The organism is Amycolatopsis thailandensis, from assembly GCF_002234405.1.
In the GTDB taxonomy this organism is placed as follows: Bacteria; Actinomycetota; Actinomycetes; order Mycobacteriales; family Pseudonocardiaceae; genus Amycolatopsis; species Amycolatopsis thailandensis.
In genome coordinates this window covers 80,543-99,599 of record NZ_NMQT01000102.1, presented here as the reverse complement: position 1 = coordinate 99,599, position 19,057 = coordinate 80,543, and the positions used below count along the sequence as shown (strand labels likewise).

Below are 19,057 nucleotides of genomic sequence, written 5' to 3'. Positions count from 1 at the left end.
CGTTCATGTCGGAGGGACCCATGGGTGCTCGGCGGCCGGTTCCGGGAACTGGAGCTTGAACGAGACACGTTTGTGGTCGTTGACCCGTGTCTTGGGCTCGTGGACGAGCATGCTGCCCGGGACGAGCATGGCCGTGGCGCGGGGGTTGAGCACGGCGGAGTCGATCTGGGTGGCCGGGCGTCCGTTCGGGGCGGGGAAGTTGGTGGGCGTGTAGTCGCCGCAGAGTTCGCCGAGGTGGCTGAACCCGACACCCCCGCCGCGGCGGCCGGGTTTTCTCCTGCGCCACGCGGTCCGCCAGTCGCGGCGGCCGTGCTGCCAGCGGCCGCACAGGTAGTCCAGGGCGCGGGTTTCGAAGGGATAGTCGCCGGGCATGGGGATCCCGTCCGGATACAGCATGCGGGGCGCGTAGTGGGCGAGCTCCTCGAAGTGCTCGGCGTAGCTGTCGGGTTCGAACTCTGGGCCGGAGGGATGGCCGAACCAGTCACCGAGGACGACGGTCGGCGTCGCGGACCGCGTGCCGTAGGGGCGGAAGTGTTTCACGTCGTGCAGGCGCTGGTCGCCGTCGGGATGCCCGTGAAAGCCGAACAGGATCAGTTTCTGGTCTGGGTTGTCCCGTGGGGACAGACGGGCACGGTTGCGGTTGCGTGCGAGGAACCCGGCGTTACGCGGGTCGCCGTGCCAGTCGTGTTTGTGGACCTTGCCGGCGTCATAGATCAGCGCGGGGCCGATCTCGCCCCAGTCGCCCGGCAGGCTGCCAGGGCGGATCACGTAGCTGCGGTGCCGGTAGGTGGTGTTGAGCGCGACTTCGGCTTCGCCGATTCCCCGCTCGCCGAAGTAGCGCCAGAAGTTGCCCTCGCCGATGATGCCCGCGTCGGGTGTGCGGTCGTCGGCGCCCAGGAGTTCCACGAGGGTGTCCATGTCGTAGACGGTGGACTGGTCGTGGGCGGCGCCGCCGTGGTCGTAGTTGAGGTAGGTGAAGTCCAGAATCGTCATGAGGTCCGGTGTTGTCCTTGTCGGGTCATGGATACGGCCGCATCAGCGAAACGAGCCAGTGCAGGGGCGCAGGGTGAGGGTGTTGATGCGGTGGATGGTCGTCTGGAGGTGTGTGAAGGGAACTCGTATCTGCTAGTGCGTGGCGGTCGTCGAGGATGCGAGCCGAGGTCCATGTCCGTGTCCGTGTCCATGTCCGGGCAAGAGTGTGGGCAGGGTGAACGAGTGGACGAGTTCCCAGTCGTAGACGCTCTCGCGGTGGTTGTGCCGGACCCAGGCGAGCAGGAGAGTGTCCAGGGGCCAGGTGGCATGGCTGGGGCGGATGGCGGCGAGGTCGGTGAGGAACCGGGCGTGGTCGGCGTGGGTGAAGCGGGGTTCGTTCCCGTAGGCATGGAACAAGGTCAGGTGTCCCGGCCGGGGTGGGTCCTGGACCGAGGCCGGCCCGCATACGTTGGAGACGACCTGCCGGATGTCGCGCGTGAGGTAGCCGAGGGGCTCGTCGAAGTCGTTGTCGAGCGTGATCGTGTCGACCCCGACGAGTGGTGAACCGGACCGGACCGGGAAGGCGCTCCACCGGCCGAGCTGGAACGTCAGTGCGCTGACGAGTTCGGCCAGGGTGGTGTCATCCGGGGGTGGGCAGTCGGAGTCCCTGGGGTTGATCACGTGGATTGGCTGGTGCAGCCACTTGTCGGGCACGGGCACGCTGTGTGAGAGGAAGGGTTGCGCGGTCCAGCGGACCGTGTCGACGAGCTCGGCCAAGGCGTCGCCGTGCTGTCGTAGCTCGGGGCGGTCGAGGCGGGGTGTGGCGATGATGGTGAGTTGCCGGTAGTGCTCGGGCCATCGCTGGCCCGGTCGGAATGCGTCGCGCAGCAAGGGGATCGTGCTCCTTCGTCCGGTGAATGGTCGGTGCGGTGGGTGTCGTACTGGGGTCGTCGTGGGTTGTCAGCGCGAGAACGGGGCGTGCTGGTTGCTGAGATGGCATCCGGTGGTCAGGGCGAGCACGGCGTTGCGGAAGGCGTTGAGGCTCAGGAGCGCGCCGTCGTCGTCGATGAGGCTGATCGTGTATTTGCCTGGCTCGTCCGAGGCCACCCGCCCGCGTCGGAAGCCTTGCCTGGCGGCGATGTCCGTGACCAGGTCACGCGCCACAGTCCATTGTGGACTGGTGATGTCGGGGGAGGCTGTGTACCAGAGCGGCAGGGGCACGCGGTTGCCGTCGATGGCGGAGAATTCCGGGGCGCAGCTGCGGGGTAGGGAGTTCTCCCGCATCTCGGCGCCGCGGTCCCACTGGCCCCAGTGCAGCCGCGCGGACAGCGTGTCCCGCAGAGCGGTGAGAAGGCGTTCGTAGCGGGCGACGGCGGTGGCGATGTCCGGGCGCTGGCGCAGGATCGCCAGTTCCCGTTCCTCGACTGTGGCGGTGTCCGGCGTATTCACGGGGACGACGTGCGGTGAGGAGCAGGCCGTGACGAGTGCCGCCGCCGTGGGCAGCAGACAGCCCGCGATCACGGCCGCGACACGCGCCGGGTATGGGTTGCGCATCTATTCCGCTTCCTCGCTGTGACAGGGGACCACGTGCAGGCTGGCCGGTTCGTCCGGGACCAGCGGGGCAAGCTGGCAGGGCTGGTTTGGTGTGTTCTCGTGGCCGCACGTGCCGAAGAGCAGGCAGTGGGAGACCTCGTGCGGGGAGACCAAGCGGGCCTGGACTTCCAGATCGCGCAGCACCGTGGTGAAGATCGGAGCGTGCACGCCGATGTGGAGCGGGACGCTGCGGTGGCGGTCGCAGCCGATGACGGTCCCGCAGGAGGTGAAGCAGGCGAACCAGTATCCGTGGCAGCGGGCGAGTGTCACTTCGAGTTCCTGCAAGTCGTTGTCCAGTGCCGGGACGCGACGATCGTCGCCGTTGAGTCCACTGTGGAAGCTTGCGGGATAGTCGAGAATCGCGGTGGTGTGGGAATCGCGGTCGACGATCCGCCAGCCGCGCCGCAGGAGGTAGGCGACCAGAGGGTCGACGGCACCCACGTCCGGGGGCGGTAGGCGGCGGGTGGCGAGACCGGTGTTGGTGGCGGTCTGGAGCCGGGTGAACATGGTGCGGAACATGGATTCGGCCTTCGCGATGGAGTGGGATTGCTGTGTGAAACGGGGCGCCGGGCGCGGAAGTTCTCGACGACGCATGTGGTGATTCTCGTAGCCGTACCGGAAAGGGGGTGTTCCGCCGCGCCCGCCTCCGCCCGTTCGCCGACCTTGGTAGCGGCGCCATCGGTGTCCGGCCGCCGGCGCGGCTGTAGCTCATCGAGCTTTCTGCACGGTCTGTTGCCATGTGCATGGCGATCGCGGGTGCGACCTTCCTGCTAGACATGGCGCCTCTCGCGTTTCTTGACGCGGGGTCGTCCCGCGAGGGCGTAGACGGTGGCCGCGAGCGCGGCGCCGGCGAGGATCAGCATGTGGCCGGGGCGGCGCGCCCAGGTCATGCCGGGGTGTGTCACGTCGCCTCCTGTACTGGGCTGAGGGTGCCCGGAACTCGTCCCACGGCGGTGATGGAGAAAGGTGCCTGCGGTATCCAGTGGTCTTCGCGTAGGGGCCAGCGTCGCGGCGTGGTGAGACAGCGAGGAGCGATCAGGTCCAGGCGTGTGAAGATCCGTTTGAGCGCGGCGAAGGGCAACGGCCGAGGACACGGGGGAAGCACCTGATTCTGCACTCGGCACCAGTTGTACGTGGTCTCCCGCAGTTCGGCGTGTGCTTCGGCGTTGCCGAAGTAGGAATACAGGGGGTAGCCGCACAGCACGGAGATCGCCAGCCAGCTTCCAGGCGCGAGACGGTTCGAGAACCGTCGGACGACGGTGCTGGGGTCGATGTCGGGTTCGAGGTAGTGCAGCAGGTCGACCAGCAGCACGCAGACCGGTCGTGTCAGGTCGAGGATCTCGTTGGCGCCGAGGTAGCGGAGCAGGTGCCCGGCGGCGAACGCGTTCCGGTGCAGCAGGTGGGTACGGTTCCGCACGTCGCTGGTGGCGTGCCGGAGGTCGGTGCTGTTCTGGGTGTGGACGTGGTCGTCGTTGTCGACCAGCACGATCCTCGGTGCGGGAACGTGGTCCGTGCTGGTGACCACCGCGTGGGCCGCGTTGGTGGCGAGGTAGCCGGAGCCCAGGTCGAGGAACTGGTCGATCCCGTGCGCCAGCGCCTCGTCGACGACCCGCGTGGTGAAGGCGTCCCGGGTCCGCAACGCCTGGGCGGTGTAGGGGGCGATGCGGGTCAGCTCGTCGGCGATCCGCCGGGCACCGGGCGCAGCGAAGTGGCCACCGCGGAGGGCGTTCTCGATCTGCGCGGTCCGCGGATGACAGTTACAGGATTGCGGCTGCTGGGTCCATCGCCGTTGCGCCGCTAGTCGCCCGCTCACTGTGTGCAGCACGGCGCAGTCGCAGGTGCACGGGGGAACGTCGGCGACGTCAGGTCCCTTGACGGGTGAAGGATTCCGGGGTGCTGGGTTCATCGGAGGGTTCCCGTCATGATGATGGCGATCGTGTCGAGCGGGCAGTTGTCGGGGGTCCTCGCCAAGTGGCGTCCACAGTGGAGTTCGAGGTCGGTGCGCTCCCGGCCAGGAGGGTCGTCGGCAGACAAGGCGGTACGGGCAGATCGTTGAGCGGCGTGCGTTGTTCTGTTCGTTATTGGTCGCAGCCGAAGGCGGCCAGCGCGAGGCGCGTTTCGAGGTCGGCGGGCAGGAGTTCGGCGTGGGCCGGAGTCTGTGACGGGTGGCCGGTCCGGGTGAATCGCAGCCGTCTGCCCTGGGACCCGGTTATGGTCACGGTGTCGGCGGTGATCGCGACCACGGCAGGGTCGGCGTATTCGGTACCGGCCACGCAGGCGCGGCGGCTGTCGGGCACCCCGGGCCAGGTGTCCGGTGTGGAGGGTGTGCCGATGATGATCAGCACGACCGCCACGGCTACCGGGAGTGTGGTGGTGCTGAACCGGAGCCAGGGGCGGTGGAGGAAGAGCGACCTGGCAAGGCATCCCAGGGCGGCTCCGGAGACGCCGGCTGTCACGACCAGCCCGAGCCACAGCGGTGTCGGCAGAGGGACTCTGATGCTCGGGATGGCCAGCCACGTGCCGAGGGCGATCGTGCCGCCCCACCACAGCGCGTCCACGACAGGCGGCGGCGTCCGCCGTCCGCCGTCGCGGCTTACGGACCGTGTGCCGCGACGGCGGACGGTGCCGCCGGAACGACGCATCCGGCGGGGTGGCAGGGCATGGGTGCGCCTGCTCGCGCCCGTTGATCATCCGGCCTGGTTTCCCGACGTTCCAGCCGATGCTGTCCGCGATCATCGTTCGCGTGCGGCCCGATCGCAGCAGGACGCCGCGCAGCCCGGCACCGAGTTCACGGCTCTGTGCCGAGGATCCTGTGGCCGGGCTGAAGGTTCTGGCGGGGCGGGGCGAGTTGGACACGGGGATCACTTTCTGCGGTGCTCAGGGACAACGGGGCCAATGAATCAGAGAGCGCGTGTGGGCGGCCTTCTCGGTGCGGTCGACTACCGGGCGGCGGGGCACCAGTCCTTGCCGGGCCCGGCAGGGGCTGGTTCCCGGCAACCGCGCGGCACCACGGCAGGGTCTGGACCTGCCGTGGTGCCGCAGGCGGTCCGTGGGACCGCACACGATGCTCGAGTTCCCGCAGGGGCTAAGCGGTTTCGGGTTCGTGCCGGCCGTCGAGGTGCTCGGCCAGGAACCGTTCCGCCCAGGCATAGAACTTCAGCCTGTTTTCGGGTTTCACCAGCCCATGGCCTTCGTCGTCGAACAGCAGGTACTCGGAAGGTACGCCGTTGTCCCGCAGCGCGGCGACGATCTGGTCGCTCTCGGCTTTCGGAACCCTGGGGTCGTTGGCTCCCTGCGCGATCAACATCGGGATCGTGATGTTGCCGGCGTGCAAGTGTGGCGATCGCTTCCGCAGGAGTTCGGATTCGGTGTCCGGGTTGCCCACCGCCTTGTACATCTCGGCGATCATCAGGGTCCAGTAGGCCGGTATCGAGCGCAGGAGCGTCTCGAGGTTGCTCGGCCCGCACAGGGAGATGGCGCACCGGAATACGTTGGGGGTGAACGCCGCGCCGGCCAGGGCCGCGTATCCGCCGTAGGAGGCGCCGTAGATTCCGATCCTGTCCGGGTCCGCATACCCGGCCTTGACTGCGAAGGTGATGGCGTCCAGGAGGTCGTTGTGCATTTTGCCGCCCCATTCGCGGTTTCCGGCGGCGCTGAATGCCTTGCCGTAGCCGGTGGAGCCGCGGAAGTTGACCTGAATGCAGAGGTAGCCTCGGTTGGCCAGCCATTGGGCTTCCGGGTTCAGCCGCCACGTGTCCCGCCAACTCGGCCCACCGTGCACCAGGAGCACGGTCGGGAGCTTCTCGCTGGGCCCGGCCGGGAACGTCAGGTATCCGTGGATCTCCAGGCCATCGCGAGCGGTGAAGGAGAATGGCTTGACCTCCTTCAGCCTGGTGGCGAGACCGGGGCGGTCATGGAACAGAAACCGTGCTCGGCTGGTGGCCCGGTCGTACACGTAGCTGGCGGTCGGTCCGTCGGCGTGGACGTAGGACACGACCCAGGTGGTGTTCGCGCGGTCGGTGGAGACGATGTGCAGGTCTCCGTCATCGACTGCGGCCAGCGTGTCCAGGTCGTGTTTGATCTCGTCGACCAGGGCGTGCGTGTGCAAGCGTTCACGCTGGACCGACACCATGACCGGCAGTTTCGTTGCGGCGTCGGTGTGGACCGAAGCCACGTCGTAGATCGGGTCTTCGACGACGACCTCGTGCTTGCCGGAGTCGACGTCGATCCAGATCAACCGTGTGGCGTTGACATCCGCTGACGTCTTCACGAGCAGCCGGCGACCGTCTCGGTCGAACCCGAGCGCCATGGTGCTCAGCGCGTCGATCGGGTCAACCGTCAGCACGGGGCGCCACTCGCCGTCGGCCTCGCGCACCATGATCGTCCGGCCCCCGTCCTCGTTCGACCGGACGGCGGCCCGCACGTCCAGCTGGCTGTCGGCCACGAACCCGAGCAAGCCCGGGTTGTCGAGGACCTTGACCAGTTCGCCGGTCGCCACGTTCAGGTCGTAGACGTCGTGCAGCTGGGGATTGGTCTTGTTGAGTCCGACCAGCACCCGGTCGGTGATCTGCAGGTCGCGGGCAATCAGTACCGCTTTGACACCGTCGACCGGTGTCAGGTCCCGGACATCGCCGCTACGCACCGATACCGCGTAGAGGTGCGAGTTTTCGTCGCCGCCCTGATCCTGGGGGTAGAGGAGGTGATCGCCGTCCGGCGCCCACACGTACTCGAGGATGCCTCGGTCGCGATCGGCGGTAACTGGCCGGGCATCATCGCCGGCGTCGACTGGCCTCACCCACAGGTTGAGCACGCCCTCGTGTGGGGCGATCCATGCCAGCCACCGCCCATCCGGCGAGATCGACGGCGTCATGCGCTCTGGGTTGCCGAACAGCTCGGCACGCGGAATGACGCTTCCTGCACTCAACTTCGGGTGCTGGGCTGTACTGGTCACGCTACGAGTTCTCCTATCTTGGTTGGAAACGTGGGTCTGTGTCGGCGGGTGATACAAGCTCGCGGTTGCGGTTGGCCGCCAAGGCCATCTCGGGAGGGGATCTGGCCGGCCCGGCGAGCGTGTCGGGTGTGGTGATCGGCTCGGACCGGGCACGCCAGGCCCCGGCCGCAGCGTCGTGGCGGCTAGTCACAACCGACGTCTGCCAGGGCTTCACGTGTCGCACGGTCGCGCGGGACGACACCGAGCCCCCAGATCTCCGCACGGGCCAGGGACGGCCAGCGCTGCTCGGTCCTGGTGAACCGCAACTGCCCGCCCTGGACACCGGTAAGGGTCACGGTGTCGGTGGTGATGCTGAGCGCGGAACCTGGGGCGGTGTATTCGGTTCCGGACAGGCACCCGCCGCGGTAGTCGCGGATCCCGGCCGAGGTGTCCGGGACGAAACCGGTGTCCGCGGGCGTGCCGACATCGAACAACACGACTGCGACTACCAGCGGGATCACGAGGGCGCTTCCTCGGATCCACGGGCGGCGGTGGAACGTCGAGCCCACCAGCCGCCCCAGGACGGCCCCGGCGACTCCTGCTGACGCGACCATCCCGACCAACACCGGTATCGGCTGGTAGGACCTGCCGCTCCAGATCGCGAGGCCGGTACCGATGGCGATCGTGCCACCCCACCACGCCATGTCCGCGATGAAACTCGGTCCCTTCTGGCCGCCGGAGAGATCCCGGTGTGTGGCGAGGGTGGAGCGGTACACGACCGTTCGTGTACCGCGGCGGCGGACGAGGCGCATGGCTCGGCGAGGCGCCAGCGCGCGTCTGGCCCCGGACGCGGGAGGCCGCAGCCGGGACCCGCGGTGCCGCCGGGCTCGGGGCGGGGTAGCGCTGGGCTGGTTGGGCTCGTTCACGCGGTATCTCCTTCGGGTCCGTGCTCGTCAGCGGCGGCGGGTCGGGCCCGGGGTGTGGTCATGCTGGGACCCGTCCGACGGCGGCAAGGGTGAACGGTGGGCGAGGGTTGCGGGTGGTGTCGGGATCCGGCCAGCAGGAGGTGCTGGTGATCCCTGGCGGCAGCAGTTCCAGGTCGGACGTCACCGTGGCGAACCGGGCCGGTGTGAATGTCCTGGGATGTGGGGGAACACAACGCTGGTAGGCGCGGCACCAGCGGGCCGTGTCCTCACGCAATGCTCGGCGCGTGGAGAGCGGGAGCTGGCGCACCAACGGTTCGTCGGTCAGGTGCGTGACCGCGATGATGCTGCCCGGTGGCAGCCATCTGACGAGAGACCGCAGGACGGCACGCGGCGCGCGGCGTTCGAAGAAGGGCAGGATGTCGACCATCAAGACGCCCACGGGCCGTCGGCGGTCGAGGAGCTTTCTCTCGCGAAGTCGTCCGAGCATCCTGGGGACGGCGAAGCAGTTCCCGCGGATCGCGGTGGCCCGCGGGCCTTGGTGCGCGTTCTGGCGCAGCCATGCCCGATTGAGCTCGTCGACCCGGATGTCGTTGTCCACGAACACGATGCTCGGCGCGGCATCGGTGTTGGACGACGCGTGGCTGAGGGCGGTGTAGGCGGCGCTGGTGTGGACGAGGCCGGAGCCGAGGTCGAGAAACTGGGTGATGCCGCTGTCGAGGGCATGCTCGACGACGCGAACGGTGAACTGGTCGCGTTCGCGCACCGCGGCCGGCGCGGCCAGCGAGATGTGCGCGAGCTCGTCGGCCAGGCGCCGGTCATGCGGGGTGGCGTGGTCACCGTTGCGGAGCACGGTGTCGACCAGCGCTGGGTGCGGGCGCGTGCTGCAGCGGGTCGGCAGGGCCGTCCACAGTGCCTGATACTCGGCGCGTTTGGCGAGGGTATGGTTGTGCTGGCAGCACCCGCGCGACGCGGGGCAGGGGCCACCCCAGTACGGCCCGCGTCCGTCCCGCCACGTCTCTGCCGTGTGAGTCATGCCCTGGTCGGCAGCGCGCACGATCAGCATGCTGGTTCACCACCGAACACTCCCGGGGCGGGAACCCTGTCCGCTGACTCGATCGCGGACAGGGCAGCGATCGCGAGCCGGGAGATCATCTGCCGGTACGGGGCGAGCTGGCCCGGGACCGTCAACGCCGGGGTAGTTGTGGGTTTTCCTGCGGTGTGGCGGGGTGCTGCGCGCGACACAGTGGATCACTTTCTCGGGTGTTCGAGCGACATTGGCTGTAGGAGTCGTGCCGAGGAACGGATACCGTGCGCCACAGCACTGACTAGGGGTGCGGTCTCAGCTGACCGCTGTGGGCGGTCTCGGTGCCGGGAGCGGAGAAGACGGATCGGCGACCGTCCGAGGTGGACGGTCACCGACCCGCCCACCGGTCAGCCCGCGAGCGTCAGATCCGCCTGCGTGACCTGTGTCCGCGCATCACGCTCGTGCATGGTGCGGATGATCCACCACAGGAAGCGCGGTTCCGCGACCTGCGTGTAGATCGTCGAGCTGACGCACGCTTGCGTCATCGAGCGCGACCCGAGTCCGACCAGGACCCAGTCCCGCCCGTGCCGCTGCAATGCCCCACCGCCGGAGTCCCCGGCGCACGCGGCGCCACCGTTGGGGGCGGTGCCGAGACAGACCTCGCCACGCCCGATCCCCGCCTGGGAACAGTCGTCCTTCGGGGAGATCGGGACGTCGAGCTGCCGCAGCCACGCCGGTGCCGGGGCACCCCAGTGAGCCGGATCCGGGTCGGTCACACCCCACCCGATGATCCGGGTTTGCTTGCCCGCCTTGGGGTAGGCGAGTTTCGCGGGCTTGACCTGCCAACCGGGGACCGGGTGGTCCAGCTGGATCACGGTGAGGTCCCAGATGTAGCCGTCGCCATCCGGCATGCCCCACTCCCAGTACTGCGGAAGCGAGATCGACGTGACCTTACGGACGGCGCCACCGTAGTGCCGGTTGACCGACCCGATCCGCAGCGTGTACTGCGACGGATCCTGCGGAACCGCCTGCGTACCCACTCCGGCCTGTTGCGGAGGCGGGGCCTGCTTGAACGCCCGCCACGCCAGCTCGCCCGCCCGGTCCGCGCGCTGCGGCGCGGGCGGTTGCACGGACAGGCAATGACCTGCCGTGACGACGAACGACGGGTGGATCAGCGCACCGTTGCAGGTGTGCCAATCATCGACGCCGTTCCTTTTCAGCTGGATCGACCCGGCACCGGCGTACGCCTCCGGCGCGCGTTCGCCACGGACGATCATCGGCGACACATCGTCGCCTCCGCCCTCGACAGCGGCCGGGCTGGTGGTGCTGGCGGCTACGGCCGGGGCCGCGCCGTGGTACCCGCCGTCGGCGGCAGCGACCGGCGCGCCACCGAACCCGGCGGCGATCAACGCCGCCAGGGCCGCTACGGCGACACGCAACCCGCCACGGCGGCGGGGTCTTGTCGTGTTCTTCACTGTTTCCCTTCTCTGATCGTGCTTCCTGACGTTCACGCGGGGCACGTGAACGCGACTGTGGGGCCACCGGAACTGCTGGTGGTGGGGCCGCGGCGACGTCGGCCGCCGGGCGCGGCGCTCGCCGAATCTGGCGCGGTGCAGCTGGACAGTCCTGTTGGGACGCGCTGGCACCCGGCTCACCGGGTGGTGGACTGCCGTGCCGGGCGGGGACGTCAACTGTCGACGGGGCCCGCGCCGGGCCGGGCGGCGTCGACGAGCTCCTGGTAGAAGTCCGTCTTTGAGCCGGTGCCGGTGCCGGGGGATTGCGCCATGTAGATCATCGGCTCGCGGGTGTCGTGCCGGATAAGGACGAGCCGGACCGCGCGGTGGGTGGTCACGTCGACGAGCAGGTGCTCCGACCGGGAGCAGTGATGCTCGATCCGGCGGCGGAGCAGACCGGAGAACCATGTTCCGGCGTCCTCGCGATCCAGGGCACCGGCGTCGGTGACCCTGATCAGACCGCGTGTGGCCACGTCGATCGCGGCGTGGTCGACGAGATCCGCGATCGGGGCGTCGTCTTCCGGCGTGTGGCGAGCGGCGGCTCGCGGGACCGCGGTCGACGGCGTCACGCCGCCACCTTGGTCACGATCGCGCACCACACCGGCAGCTCCGCTCCCGCGAATTCCTCGGGTGACTGGACGCCTGCTGGCTGTTCGGCCCAGTGCGACGCCGGAGCGACCCCGGGGTACTCGAGGTTCCAGTGGTCGTTGTCGAACCAGCTCTGGATCTCCGCTGGGTCCCGGAGCGTGAGCTGCGGCTCGGTGGTCTTCCTCAGGTACCGGGCCAGGTGCTCAAGCGCGGAGGCTTCCTGTGTGCCCGCGGGTGCGGGGCCGAGGGCACTGACCGCCACCACGCTGCCGACGGCGAGCTCACGGTGGTAGGCGCGGATCAGGGCGGTCATGTCGCCAGGCCAGTGCGACGGGTCGCCGATCATCGTGAGGCTCACCGGCTCGCCGAGGTCGAGAGACCAGCCCTGGGGCTCATGCAGGTCGTGCAGCGGTCGGTGCACGTCGTGGACCGCTGCCGCGACGGCCGCCGCCTGTGTGGTGTCCCCGTGGAGGTGCCGGCGGGTCATCAGGGCGTTCCGCAGATGCGCGGCGGGGATCTCTTCGCGGGACACCATCACCGTGGACGGGGACGCGACGTGGGCCGTCGCCAGGGTGTGTGGCGTGGTCTCGTCCGGACCGAGCGGCAGCGGCGCGCGCAGGAACACGAACTGGGTGATCTTCTTCCCGGCCGCGTCTTTGACGGCCTTCGCCAGGAACTGTTGCTGTGCGAGCAGGGCCCTCCCGTAGCCGGGAACATCGTTGTCGATCTTCTTGGCCAGGTCACGATCGGTCGCGTAGATGCCCATCTCGGTCACGGTCTGTGCTGCCTTGTCGAGGACGACGGCATTGACCCGGGTGACGGTCGGGTGGGCCAGTTCGATGGCCATGGCGGGCAGGGCCCCGTGCGGTGTCAGGAAATGCGGGCCGGGCGATGTGGTCATGAGGTGGTGTGCTCCTGGGTGCCGGGCATCAGTTCGTGTGACCGGGTGCGGGGTGGGCGGACGGCTATCCGCGTGATCAGCGCCGACGGTGAGTCCGTTGTGGACAGTGGAGGCGGGTGATGTCGCGTGTCGAGGAGCTGGGCGGGCCCGGCTGTCGTGAGGTCCCAGTGGTGGGGATGCCCGAAGAGGGCGTCGAGTTCGGTGGCGGTGCGCAGGATCAGAGGTGTCCGTGTGTGGCGCTCGAACACCGGGCAGGCGGGCGGATCGCCGGGTTCCAGCGGCGTGTCCGAGGCGAGTGGGAGTACCTGGTTAACCGCGACCCAGCTTCCGGGAGGCAGGACGTTCCACAGCCCGTTCAGCAGGGTGTGGGGGTCGTGGGTGTGTTGCAGCGCGGTTGAGGCCAGCACACAGACCGGCCTGGTCAGGGTGATCGCGCGGATGCCGTGGGCCATGCGCAGGCACTGTTCGATCCCGGGGGTGGAGGAGAGCCAGTCGACGCCGGAGGTGAGTCTGTAGGTGGTGACGATCCGGGTGCGGACCGCGGGTTCGTTGTCGTCGAGCAGATAGGACACGCGGTAGCCCTGTCCCGGGGGCAGGACCTCGTGCACCATCCGCAGCGGCGGGAGATCGGGCCTGAGCGCGACGAACTGGCGGATGCCTGCCCCGGCTGCCCAGTCGATGACCCGGTTACGGGCGCGATACTCAGCCTCGATCGTCCTGTCGAACCCAGGCCGGCACCCGCGGATCGCTGACGCCACGGCGGCAGGCTCGGCGTGCTGACAGACCCCGGCCAAGGCCACCCGGAGCTCGGCCAGCGACACGATCGGCCAGGCGTGGCCGCTGTCGGGTATGGCGGGGGCGTCGGGGTGACTGGTGTGGTCAGGCATGGTGACGGGCTTTCGCGGTTGCGGGATCCGGGGAATTCGTGACGGACGTTCGGTGCGTGGCCGATTGCGGGGCGTGGAGCAAGTGCGGCTAGGTGCCGGGTGGCGGGGGAGGGATGATCAGCTCGGACATCTGGATGGGCCGGCGGAATTTCGCGCCGTAGCGGCGCATCAGGTCCGGGACACGCTGCAGCTCGGTGATGATCGGGTCGCTGCGGTACACCGGGAGTTCCATCAGGGCGGCGGTGTCGGCGTCGATCCCTTTCAGGTGTTTGACCGCGGTGTCCTCGACCAGCTTCCGGTTCGCCATCGCCGCTGCCGCCGCGTCGCGCATGGCCCGCTGGAAACCGGCGATCGCCCCGGGGTTGGCGGTGGCGAAGGCATCGGTGGCGCCGTACAGCCCGATCGGGAAGTTTTTCGCGGAACCGGTCGCCGGATCCGCGATGGGGCGCAGACCGTGTTCTTTCTCTGCCTTGGTCGCGAATGGCTCGGGGAACAACGCGGCCTCGATGTCGCCGGCCTTCACCGCGGCCGCCATGGCCCCGAATTCCAGGTTCGCCCAGGTCACCGAATTCGGGTCGGCGCCGTGGTCGGCCATCAGCGACTTGGTCAGCGTGTCACTCACGCCGCCTGGGGCGTTGCGGCCGAGCTTCTTCCCTGCCAGGTCCGGGACCGACTGCGCCGGCCCGTCCTGGCGGGCGAGGACCCGCATGGTCCGCTCACCCGCGACGGCGGCCTCGGCGACGATCTTCAGCGGGAGACCGCCGTCGACGGCGTTGACGGCCGCGATGTCGCCCGCGTAGGCGATATCGGCGTCACCGCTGGCGAGTTTGGTGATCGCGTCCTGGCCGCTGGAAGCCGGGATCAGCGTGACCGCGATGCCCCGCTGGGCGAACAGGCCGTGGTCGATCGCGATGTGCAGCGGCGCCACGTCCGCCAGCGCCAGCGCGGCGACCTTGACCGGAATACCCGGGCCAGGAGCGGGCTCGTCACCGCCGAGGAGCCCGCAACCCGCGGTGACGGCGAGCAGAGCGGCACCGGCAGTAACGCGACCGCCGATGTGGACGAGCCTGTGACGCAGGAGAGAAGATCTCATCGGGGAGTTCTCCGGGATCGACGAAGGAATGCCGGGCCGGACACGGCCAGGCGGGGACCAGGGGATGACGAATGCGGCGTCGTGTCAGCGGCGCAGGCGCCGTCGGGACGAAGGCCGGTAATGGGGCGCGTCGCCGCGCAGGAGCAGGCCGGTCAGCGAGTCCGGGCAGGCGCCGCGCGGCTGCAACGCCGGCATGTTGAGCTGATCGCGATGCAGACCCGCCTCGGCCAGGATCGTCCAGAGCGCCTCGGCCCGGCCGTCCTCCGGGACACCGGTCTGATGAGCATGGGTGAGCACGCGATGCCACAAGAACGTGAACTGCGGATCCGTCAGGACCCAGCCACCGAACAGACCCTTGCGTGCGCCGCGTCCCCGCTGCACCGCCGTCCACGCGACCGTGTACGCGGGCCCCACGATCGCGGCGAGCATGTCCTCGACATCGAGATTTCGGGACAGGGTCGCGAGGATCGCGCGGCCGCACGGCGCAGCTAGTGACTCGACCGTCTTACCGTCGAGAACCTCGACACGACCGTCACGGACGCTTACCGCGCCGGCCAAGACGAGCTCGGCGGCAAGACCGTGCGCCACCGCGGCTCTGCCTCGATGGGACTGACGCGGGACCACGTGATCGCGATGGTCTTCCACGGCCGCCGAGAGCACCAGCGCCGGAAGGAACGTCGGTCTCCGGTCATCCACGGTCCTCGTGGAATGCGGTGATTCAAGCAATGCGTCCTCCCATGGGGACGAGAGGGCCGAGTCGGGGCGGCCTTCTCAGAAATAACGGGTGGCTAGACAGAAGGCCAGGGTTTCCCTTTGTGCGCCACGGCTCCCAGGTTGAAGTTGTCGACGGCGGCCTGCTCCAGAAGCGGACCGGCCGGGTACCACTTCGAACACGGAACCAGCGCTGGCGCAGTTGTCAGAGGGCTGGGAACGACAAGCGGGAGGCCCCCGAAGAACGTGGCGATCTCCGTTTCCGGGCGGCAAAGCCGGGTACCGACGGTCTCGTCGAGGACATTCGCCGCCCTGACGGCTGCCGCGCGGTCGGCGGCGCCGTCGGGGATAGACAGGTGGCTCACGGCGACGAATGATCCCTCGGGAAGCGTGTCGATCTGACCCGCAGTGATCTCCGCCGGGGTCGTGCCGCTGTCGGACGGGAGAAACGGCAGTGTGGCGCAGTGAAGCAACGCGACCGGTTCGGAGTCGTCCAGTGGAACACTCGAGCTTTCGAACAGCCGGGTCAGCAGGGCCGGGTCGTACATGTTGTCGTGGACCACATGAACGACTGGCCCACGCTCATTCGTCCTCGTGTCGAACTCGAGCGCATGGGTCGCGCTGTCCAGTTCCGGCTCCACGTACACGACGACCGCATCAGGGGCATCGCGGTGAACGACCTTGTGCAGCGGCGCGGCACTTGTTTCACACTGATCAACGCCAAACAGCACAAACTGAGAGACCTCGGTCCGGGCGAGCAACATGCGGCATACCCGAACCCGGAACCAGAAATCCTCGGTGAACAGGCGCTTCGCGCCCTCGAAGCCGCCTGGCAGCACTTGAGCGATCTTGTCGGCGACCCTCCGGTCCTCGGCGTAGTTGTCCTTGCCGCCAACCAGCGCGTCGATCACCCGCACACGACTACGCCGCTCCTGGCCCGCCAGCTGCTCTGATGGCAGCAACCGCGGTTCGGCGACACTGGAACTCACGTTCAACGTCCTCTCGATTTTGTTGGGGTGATCTTCAGGTGCCAATGGGCGAACGACCAGGAAGGTCGACCGGGCGGTCGCCGGAAGCAACCGGGCGGTCGGGGTGCTTGACCAGCAGAAACAACTCTCTGTGGTCGGCAAAGTCTTCGAGGCTTCACGTGGGCAGACGCTCCGCGACGGACGGGCACCTCGTTGCAATGACGTGACACAGTTCATTGGCGGCATGCCCTATCGCGCTTACGTTCTGCGCGAGGTGCCGTTTCCCGTCAGGCATGGTTTCGATGCGAAGAGCGATAGAGGTCCTCGTCGACCATCGCATTTACCGTCGTCACCCGGCGGCCCTCGACGCGAGGTAGGTCCTGGCGATTGCTCGCGGGCTTTGATCAGGTCGCTTGTCTCGCGGACAGTGAACGCCGTGCCTGGTCCGTTGCCGATCGCAATCCTGGATCGCCATCTGCCGTTGTGGTTGCTGCGCACGAGTCCGGCGATCACTTTGATCCCCTGGCCGTGCGTAGCGGCGACGAGAAAGCGATGCACTTGTCGCCACCACCGAGATCCCATACCAGGACTTTGTCGCAGAGTGATCGACTGCAACACAGCCCGTGACGACCAGTTGGGTGGTAAGACCGACGCGAACTAGGCCTGAAAGGCATAGTTCAGCCGGATCGGCGCCGAGACGCTAGCCTCCGCGACGTGGATCTCTTGCCGTTCGACGACTACGTGCGCTCGCTCAACCGGAAACGAATGTCCGCCGGCGTCCTCTACCGCGACCAGAACGACCGGGTGCTGATTGTTGAGCCGTCCTACAAAGAGCGCTGGGACATCCCCGGCGGCGCCTGTGAGAAGGACGAGCCACCGTGGAAAACCGCCGTCCGCGAAGTCCTGGAAGAACTTGGCATCGACCAGCCGCTCGGCCAGCTGATCATCATCGACTACATCCCCGCCGACGACCGGATGCCTGAAGGTCTCGCATTCATCTTCGACGGCGGCCTGATCAGCGACGAGGACGTGGCACAGCTCAACATCACCGACCCCGAGATCGTCTCGGCCCGCCTCATGACGCTCGACGACGCCGCACCGAAGCTGAAGCCGATCCTGGCCCGGAGGGTCGCCGCTGCTCTGGATGCCGCTCGTTCCGCCAAGCTCGTGACCTGCGAAGACGGACGCCCCGTCGCGGGCTAACCTGAACGGCCGGAAACCGGAGGCACCATGACCGGAGACACGCGGACCCCGTTCGCGGAGAACCTCGCGCGAATCCGCAAAGGACGAGACCTCTCCCAGGAGCAACTCGCCGAAGCAGCCGCCGTCGGCATCGACACCGTCGCACGGATCGAGCAGGGCACCCGCACCACCTGCCGCCCGAAGACTTTGCGCAGCCTCGCGAACGCCCTCGGCGTAACCGTCGACACGCTACTCGGCGCCGCCCCGGAACAGCACTCCCGCGACGTCGACTTCATGCCCCTCCGGAGAGCGATCACCGCCGACGCCCGGATCCCTGGCCTGGACGACTTCGCCGAGTCCCGCGAGCTTCTGCCGCTCTCTGAACTGACGACCAGCGCACACAGCACCTGGCGCGCCTACGTCGACGGTCACCACGCCGAGCTTCTCCACGCACTGCCCGCCGTCCTCACCGACGCCCGCCGCATCGTCCGCGACGCCCACGACGAAGAGCGCGCGGGCGCGCACCGAGTCCTGTCCACCGCCTACCGGCTCGGCGCTGGAATTGCCGGACGTCTCGGACTCGACGACCTCGCCTTCACCGCAGCGACTCGCGCGCTCGACGCCGCCACCGAGTCCGATTCCCCCGAAGTCGAAGCCGCGATCTCGCTGCGCTACCTCGCCTGGACCCTCCTCCGCCAAGGCCGCGCCGAAGAAGCCGAGCGCGTCGCCACAGAAGCGGCCGCCGTCATCGAGCCGCGGATGCTCGACCGAGACCCCGTCCGTGCCGGTGTCTTCGGCAATCTGCTGTTCAACGCCGCCACCGCCGCGCTCTTCTCCGGCAGCGCGGACCGAGCCGAAGACCTCCTGGCAGCGGCGCACGCGGCCGCGATCCGCTCACGCGGCGACACCGCGACGGAAGCCGCGATCTTCGGACCCCGCGTGGCAGCGCTCCAGCGCGTCGACCTCTCCGTCCGCTCCGGAGACCCAGAGCGAGCGCTCCGCCTAGCTGACACGGTTCCCGAGGTCGACGGTGGCGACGTTCCTGCGTTTTGGGAGGCAGGCCATCGGCTGTACCTCGCGGCCGCCGCCGCGGAACTGCGCCGCGATCGAGCGGCCCTGGCATGGCTCGCCGAAGCGAAAGACCTCGCCGCCGACTGGGTGCGCTACCAACCACTCGGCAAAGCCACGATGACGACGATTGTTGATCGGGCCACGCGACGCGGCGGCCCGGAGTTCGCCGAGCTTGCCGCTCACTACGACGTCATCGCCTAGGTGTAGCGGTCAGATGCCGTCCTTCTGCACGGTCAGGCTGTGAGTCGAGTTCCCGCAGCCTGCGCGCACGAACGCGCGGAGAAATACAACCAGTGGCGCATGCTCGCGCGCCTGCGGCTCTAGCGGGGCCGGGGCGCGGGCGCGTCCTCGACCCAGTCAAGATAGCCGGTGGATCCCTGACGAGCTCGACGGTGGTCACCTCAGGCTTGTCCCACGGTTGATTCGCGATGATGTGCGCTTCCAACTCGGCGTACCTTCCATCGGTCGTCTTGAGCGTCACGTTGAAGTCTTCGCCCTGGCAAGACTTGCCAAAGTGCCAGAAGAGCGACGAGACCGGCCCGACGACCTGCCTGACTCGCGGCCTGGGGTAGTTGTGGTCACGACAAGGTGATCTGTCATTCCGGCAGCGAAGGGCCACACTTAACTCCGAAAGCCCGCTAGCAAGCCACCCATCGTCCATCGTGCCGAATCGGGTGCGTACGAGGTAGAGCCTTCC

At 68.3% G+C, this 19,057-nt stretch carries 20 protein-coding genes; 2 read left to right on the top strand and 18 right to left on the bottom strand.

Going from position 1 to position 19,057, the window contains the following annotated elements:
• Positions 1-3: 3 nt before the first annotated feature.
• From CFP71_RS28285 to CFP71_RS28215, 17 genes are all read right to left on the bottom strand, one after another.
• Complete coding sequence (locus CFP71_RS28285) at positions 4-993, bottom strand: hypothetical protein (RefSeq protein WP_093936990.1); 990 nt, start codon at positions 991-993, stop codon at positions 4-6.
• Between the two features lie 132 nt (positions 994-1,125).
• Positions 1,126-1,863 (bottom strand): hypothetical protein, encoded by a 738-nt coding sequence (locus CFP71_RS28280; RefSeq protein ID WP_093936989.1) that lies wholly within the window; start codon positions 1,861-1,863, stop codon positions 1,126-1,128.
• 69 nt (positions 1,864-1,932) lie between these two features.
• Positions 1,933-2,526, bottom strand: a complete 594-nt coding sequence (locus CFP71_RS28275; protein ID WP_093936988.1) for an LppA family lipoprotein — start codon at positions 2,524-2,526, stop codon at positions 1,933-1,935.
• Positions 2,527-3,084, bottom strand: coding sequence for a hypothetical protein (locus tag CFP71_RS28270; protein WP_093936987.1), 558 nt, complete (start codon positions 3,082-3,084; stop codon positions 2,527-2,529). It abuts the gene before it with no gap.
• A gap of 251 nt (positions 3,085-3,335) precedes the next feature.
• Positions 3,336-3,470 carry a hypothetical protein gene (locus CFP71_RS45415; RefSeq protein ID WP_279629246.1) on the bottom strand — a complete coding sequence of 45 codons (135 nt, stop codon included), beginning with the start codon at positions 3,468-3,470 and terminating at the stop codon, positions 3,336-3,338.
• Positions 3,467-4,471: an SAM-dependent methyltransferase gene (locus tag CFP71_RS28265; RefSeq protein ID WP_093936986.1), complete on the bottom strand. Its 1,005-nt coding sequence runs from the start codon at positions 4,469-4,471 to the stop codon at positions 3,467-3,469. Before CFP71_RS28265 ends, CFP71_RS45415 begins: the two co-directional genes overlap by 4 nt.
• A gap of 172 nt (positions 4,472-4,643) precedes the next feature.
• Positions 4,644-5,207, bottom strand: a complete 564-nt coding sequence (locus CFP71_RS28260) for a hypothetical protein (protein WP_143267195.1) — start codon at positions 5,205-5,207, stop codon at positions 4,644-4,646.
• Positions 5,208-5,650: 443 nt separating this feature from the next.
• Complete coding sequence (locus CFP71_RS28255) at positions 5,651-7,573, bottom strand: S9 family peptidase (RefSeq protein ID WP_208636054.1); 1,923 nt, start codon at positions 7,571-7,573, stop codon at positions 5,651-5,653.
• A 125-nt stretch (positions 7,574-7,698) separates the two neighbouring features.
• Positions 7,699-8,421 (bottom strand): hypothetical protein, encoded by a 723-nt coding sequence (locus CFP71_RS28250; protein WP_143267194.1) that lies wholly within the window; start codon positions 8,419-8,421, stop codon positions 7,699-7,701.
• A 58-nt stretch (positions 8,422-8,479) separates the two neighbouring features.
• Entirely contained in the window at positions 8,480-9,484 is a 1,005-nt protein-coding gene (locus tag CFP71_RS28245; RefSeq protein ID WP_093936982.1) for an SAM-dependent methyltransferase, read from the bottom strand.
• A gap of 368 nt (positions 9,485-9,852) precedes the next feature.
• On the bottom strand, positions 9,853-10,920 hold the full coding sequence (locus CFP71_RS28240) for a S1 family peptidase (RefSeq protein WP_167406308.1): 1,068 nt from the start codon (positions 10,918-10,920) through the stop codon (positions 9,853-9,855).
• A 212-nt stretch (positions 10,921-11,132) separates the two neighbouring features.
• Positions 11,133-11,528 carry a hypothetical protein gene (locus tag CFP71_RS44320; RefSeq protein WP_167406307.1) on the bottom strand — a complete coding sequence of 132 codons (396 nt, stop codon included), beginning with the start codon at positions 11,526-11,528 and terminating at the stop codon, positions 11,133-11,135.
• A complete protein-coding gene (locus CFP71_RS28235) occupies positions 11,525-12,448 on the bottom strand; it encodes an SAM-dependent methyltransferase (protein ID WP_093936980.1) in 924 nt (307 codons plus the stop codon). Before CFP71_RS28235 ends, CFP71_RS44320 begins: the two co-directional genes overlap by 4 nt.
• Positions 12,445-13,335 carry an SAM-dependent methyltransferase gene (locus CFP71_RS28230; protein ID WP_093936979.1) on the bottom strand — a complete coding sequence of 297 codons (891 nt, stop codon included), beginning with the start codon at positions 13,333-13,335 and terminating at the stop codon, positions 12,445-12,447. Before CFP71_RS28230 ends, CFP71_RS28235 begins: the two co-directional genes overlap by 4 nt.
• A gap of 88 nt (positions 13,336-13,423) precedes the next feature.
• Positions 13,424-14,428, bottom strand: a complete 1,005-nt coding sequence (locus tag CFP71_RS28225; protein ID WP_093936978.1) for an ABC transporter substrate-binding protein — start codon at positions 14,426-14,428, stop codon at positions 13,424-13,426.
• 84 nt (positions 14,429-14,512) lie between these two features.
• The gene (locus CFP71_RS28220; protein ID WP_093936977.1) at positions 14,513-15,124 is read right to left on the bottom strand and encodes a hypothetical protein; all 612 of its coding nucleotides are present in this window, start codon (positions 15,122-15,124) and stop codon (positions 14,513-14,515) included.
• Between the two features lie 92 nt (positions 15,125-15,216).
• Positions 15,217-16,128 (bottom strand): SAM-dependent methyltransferase, encoded by a 912-nt coding sequence (locus CFP71_RS28215; RefSeq protein ID WP_167406306.1) that lies wholly within the window; start codon positions 16,126-16,128, stop codon positions 15,217-15,219.
• Positions 16,129-16,821: 693 nt separating this feature from the next.
• On the opposite strand from CFP71_RS28215, the gene CFP71_RS28210 reads away from it, so the two are divergent.
• Positions 16,822-17,310: an NUDIX domain-containing protein gene (locus tag CFP71_RS28210; RefSeq protein WP_093936975.1), complete on the top strand. Its 489-nt coding sequence runs from the start codon at positions 16,822-16,824 to the stop codon at positions 17,308-17,310.
• A 27-nt stretch (positions 17,311-17,337) separates the two neighbouring features.
• Positions 17,338-18,561 (top strand): helix-turn-helix domain-containing protein, encoded by a 1,224-nt coding sequence (locus CFP71_RS28205; RefSeq protein WP_093936974.1) that lies wholly within the window; start codon positions 17,338-17,340, stop codon positions 18,559-18,561.
• On the opposite strand, the gene cutA is transcribed toward CFP71_RS28205, so the two are convergent.
• Entirely contained in the window at positions 18,551-19,021 is a 471-nt protein-coding gene (gene cutA / locus CFP71_RS45070) for a divalent cation tolerance protein CutA (protein WP_244199860.1), read from the bottom strand. The genes CFP71_RS28205 and cutA overlap by 11 nt on opposite strands.
• Positions 19,022-19,057: the final 36 nt, after the last annotated feature.

Bases quoted from the DNA above. Each gene is read 5' to 3' on its own strand.
- CFP71_RS28285 (WP_093936990.1), bottom strand. From the start codon at position 993: ATGACGATTCTGGACTTCACCTACCTCAACTACGACCACGGCGGCGCC.
- CFP71_RS28275 (WP_093936988.1), bottom strand. From the start codon at position 2,526: ATGCGCAACCCATACCCGGCGCGTGTCGCGGCCGTGATCGCGGGCTGT.
- CFP71_RS28270 (WP_093936987.1), bottom strand. From the start codon at position 3,084: ATGTTCCGCACCATGTTCACCCGGCTCCAGACCGCCACCAACACCGGT.
- CFP71_RS28265 (WP_093936986.1), bottom strand. From the start codon at position 4,471: ATGAACCCAGCACCCCGGAATCCTTCACCCGTCAAGGGACCTGACGTC.
- CFP71_RS28260 (WP_143267195.1), bottom strand. From the start codon at position 5,207: ATGCGTCGTTCCGGCGGCACCGTCCGCCGTCGCGGCACACGGTCCGTA.
- CFP71_RS28245 (WP_093936982.1), bottom strand. From the start codon at position 9,484: ATGCTGATCGTGCGCGCTGCCGACCAGGGCATGACTCACACGGCAGAG.
- CFP71_RS28235 (WP_093936980.1), bottom strand. From the start codon at position 12,448: ATGACCACATCGCCCGGCCCGCATTTCCTGACACCGCACGGGGCCCTG.
- CFP71_RS28230 (WP_093936979.1), bottom strand. From the start codon at position 13,335: ATGCCTGACCACACCAGTCACCCCGACGCCCCCGCCATACCCGACAGC.
- CFP71_RS28225 (WP_093936978.1), bottom strand. From the start codon at position 14,428: ATGAGATCTTCTCTCCTGCGTCACAGGCTCGTCCACATCGGCGGTCGC.
- CFP71_RS28205 (WP_093936974.1), top strand. From the start codon at position 17,338: ATGACCGGAGACACGCGGACCCCGTTCGCGGAGAACCTCGCGCGAATC.
- cutA (WP_244199860.1), bottom strand. From the start codon at position 19,021: ATGGACGATGGGTGGCTTGCTAGCGGGCTTTCGGAGTTAAGTGTGGCC.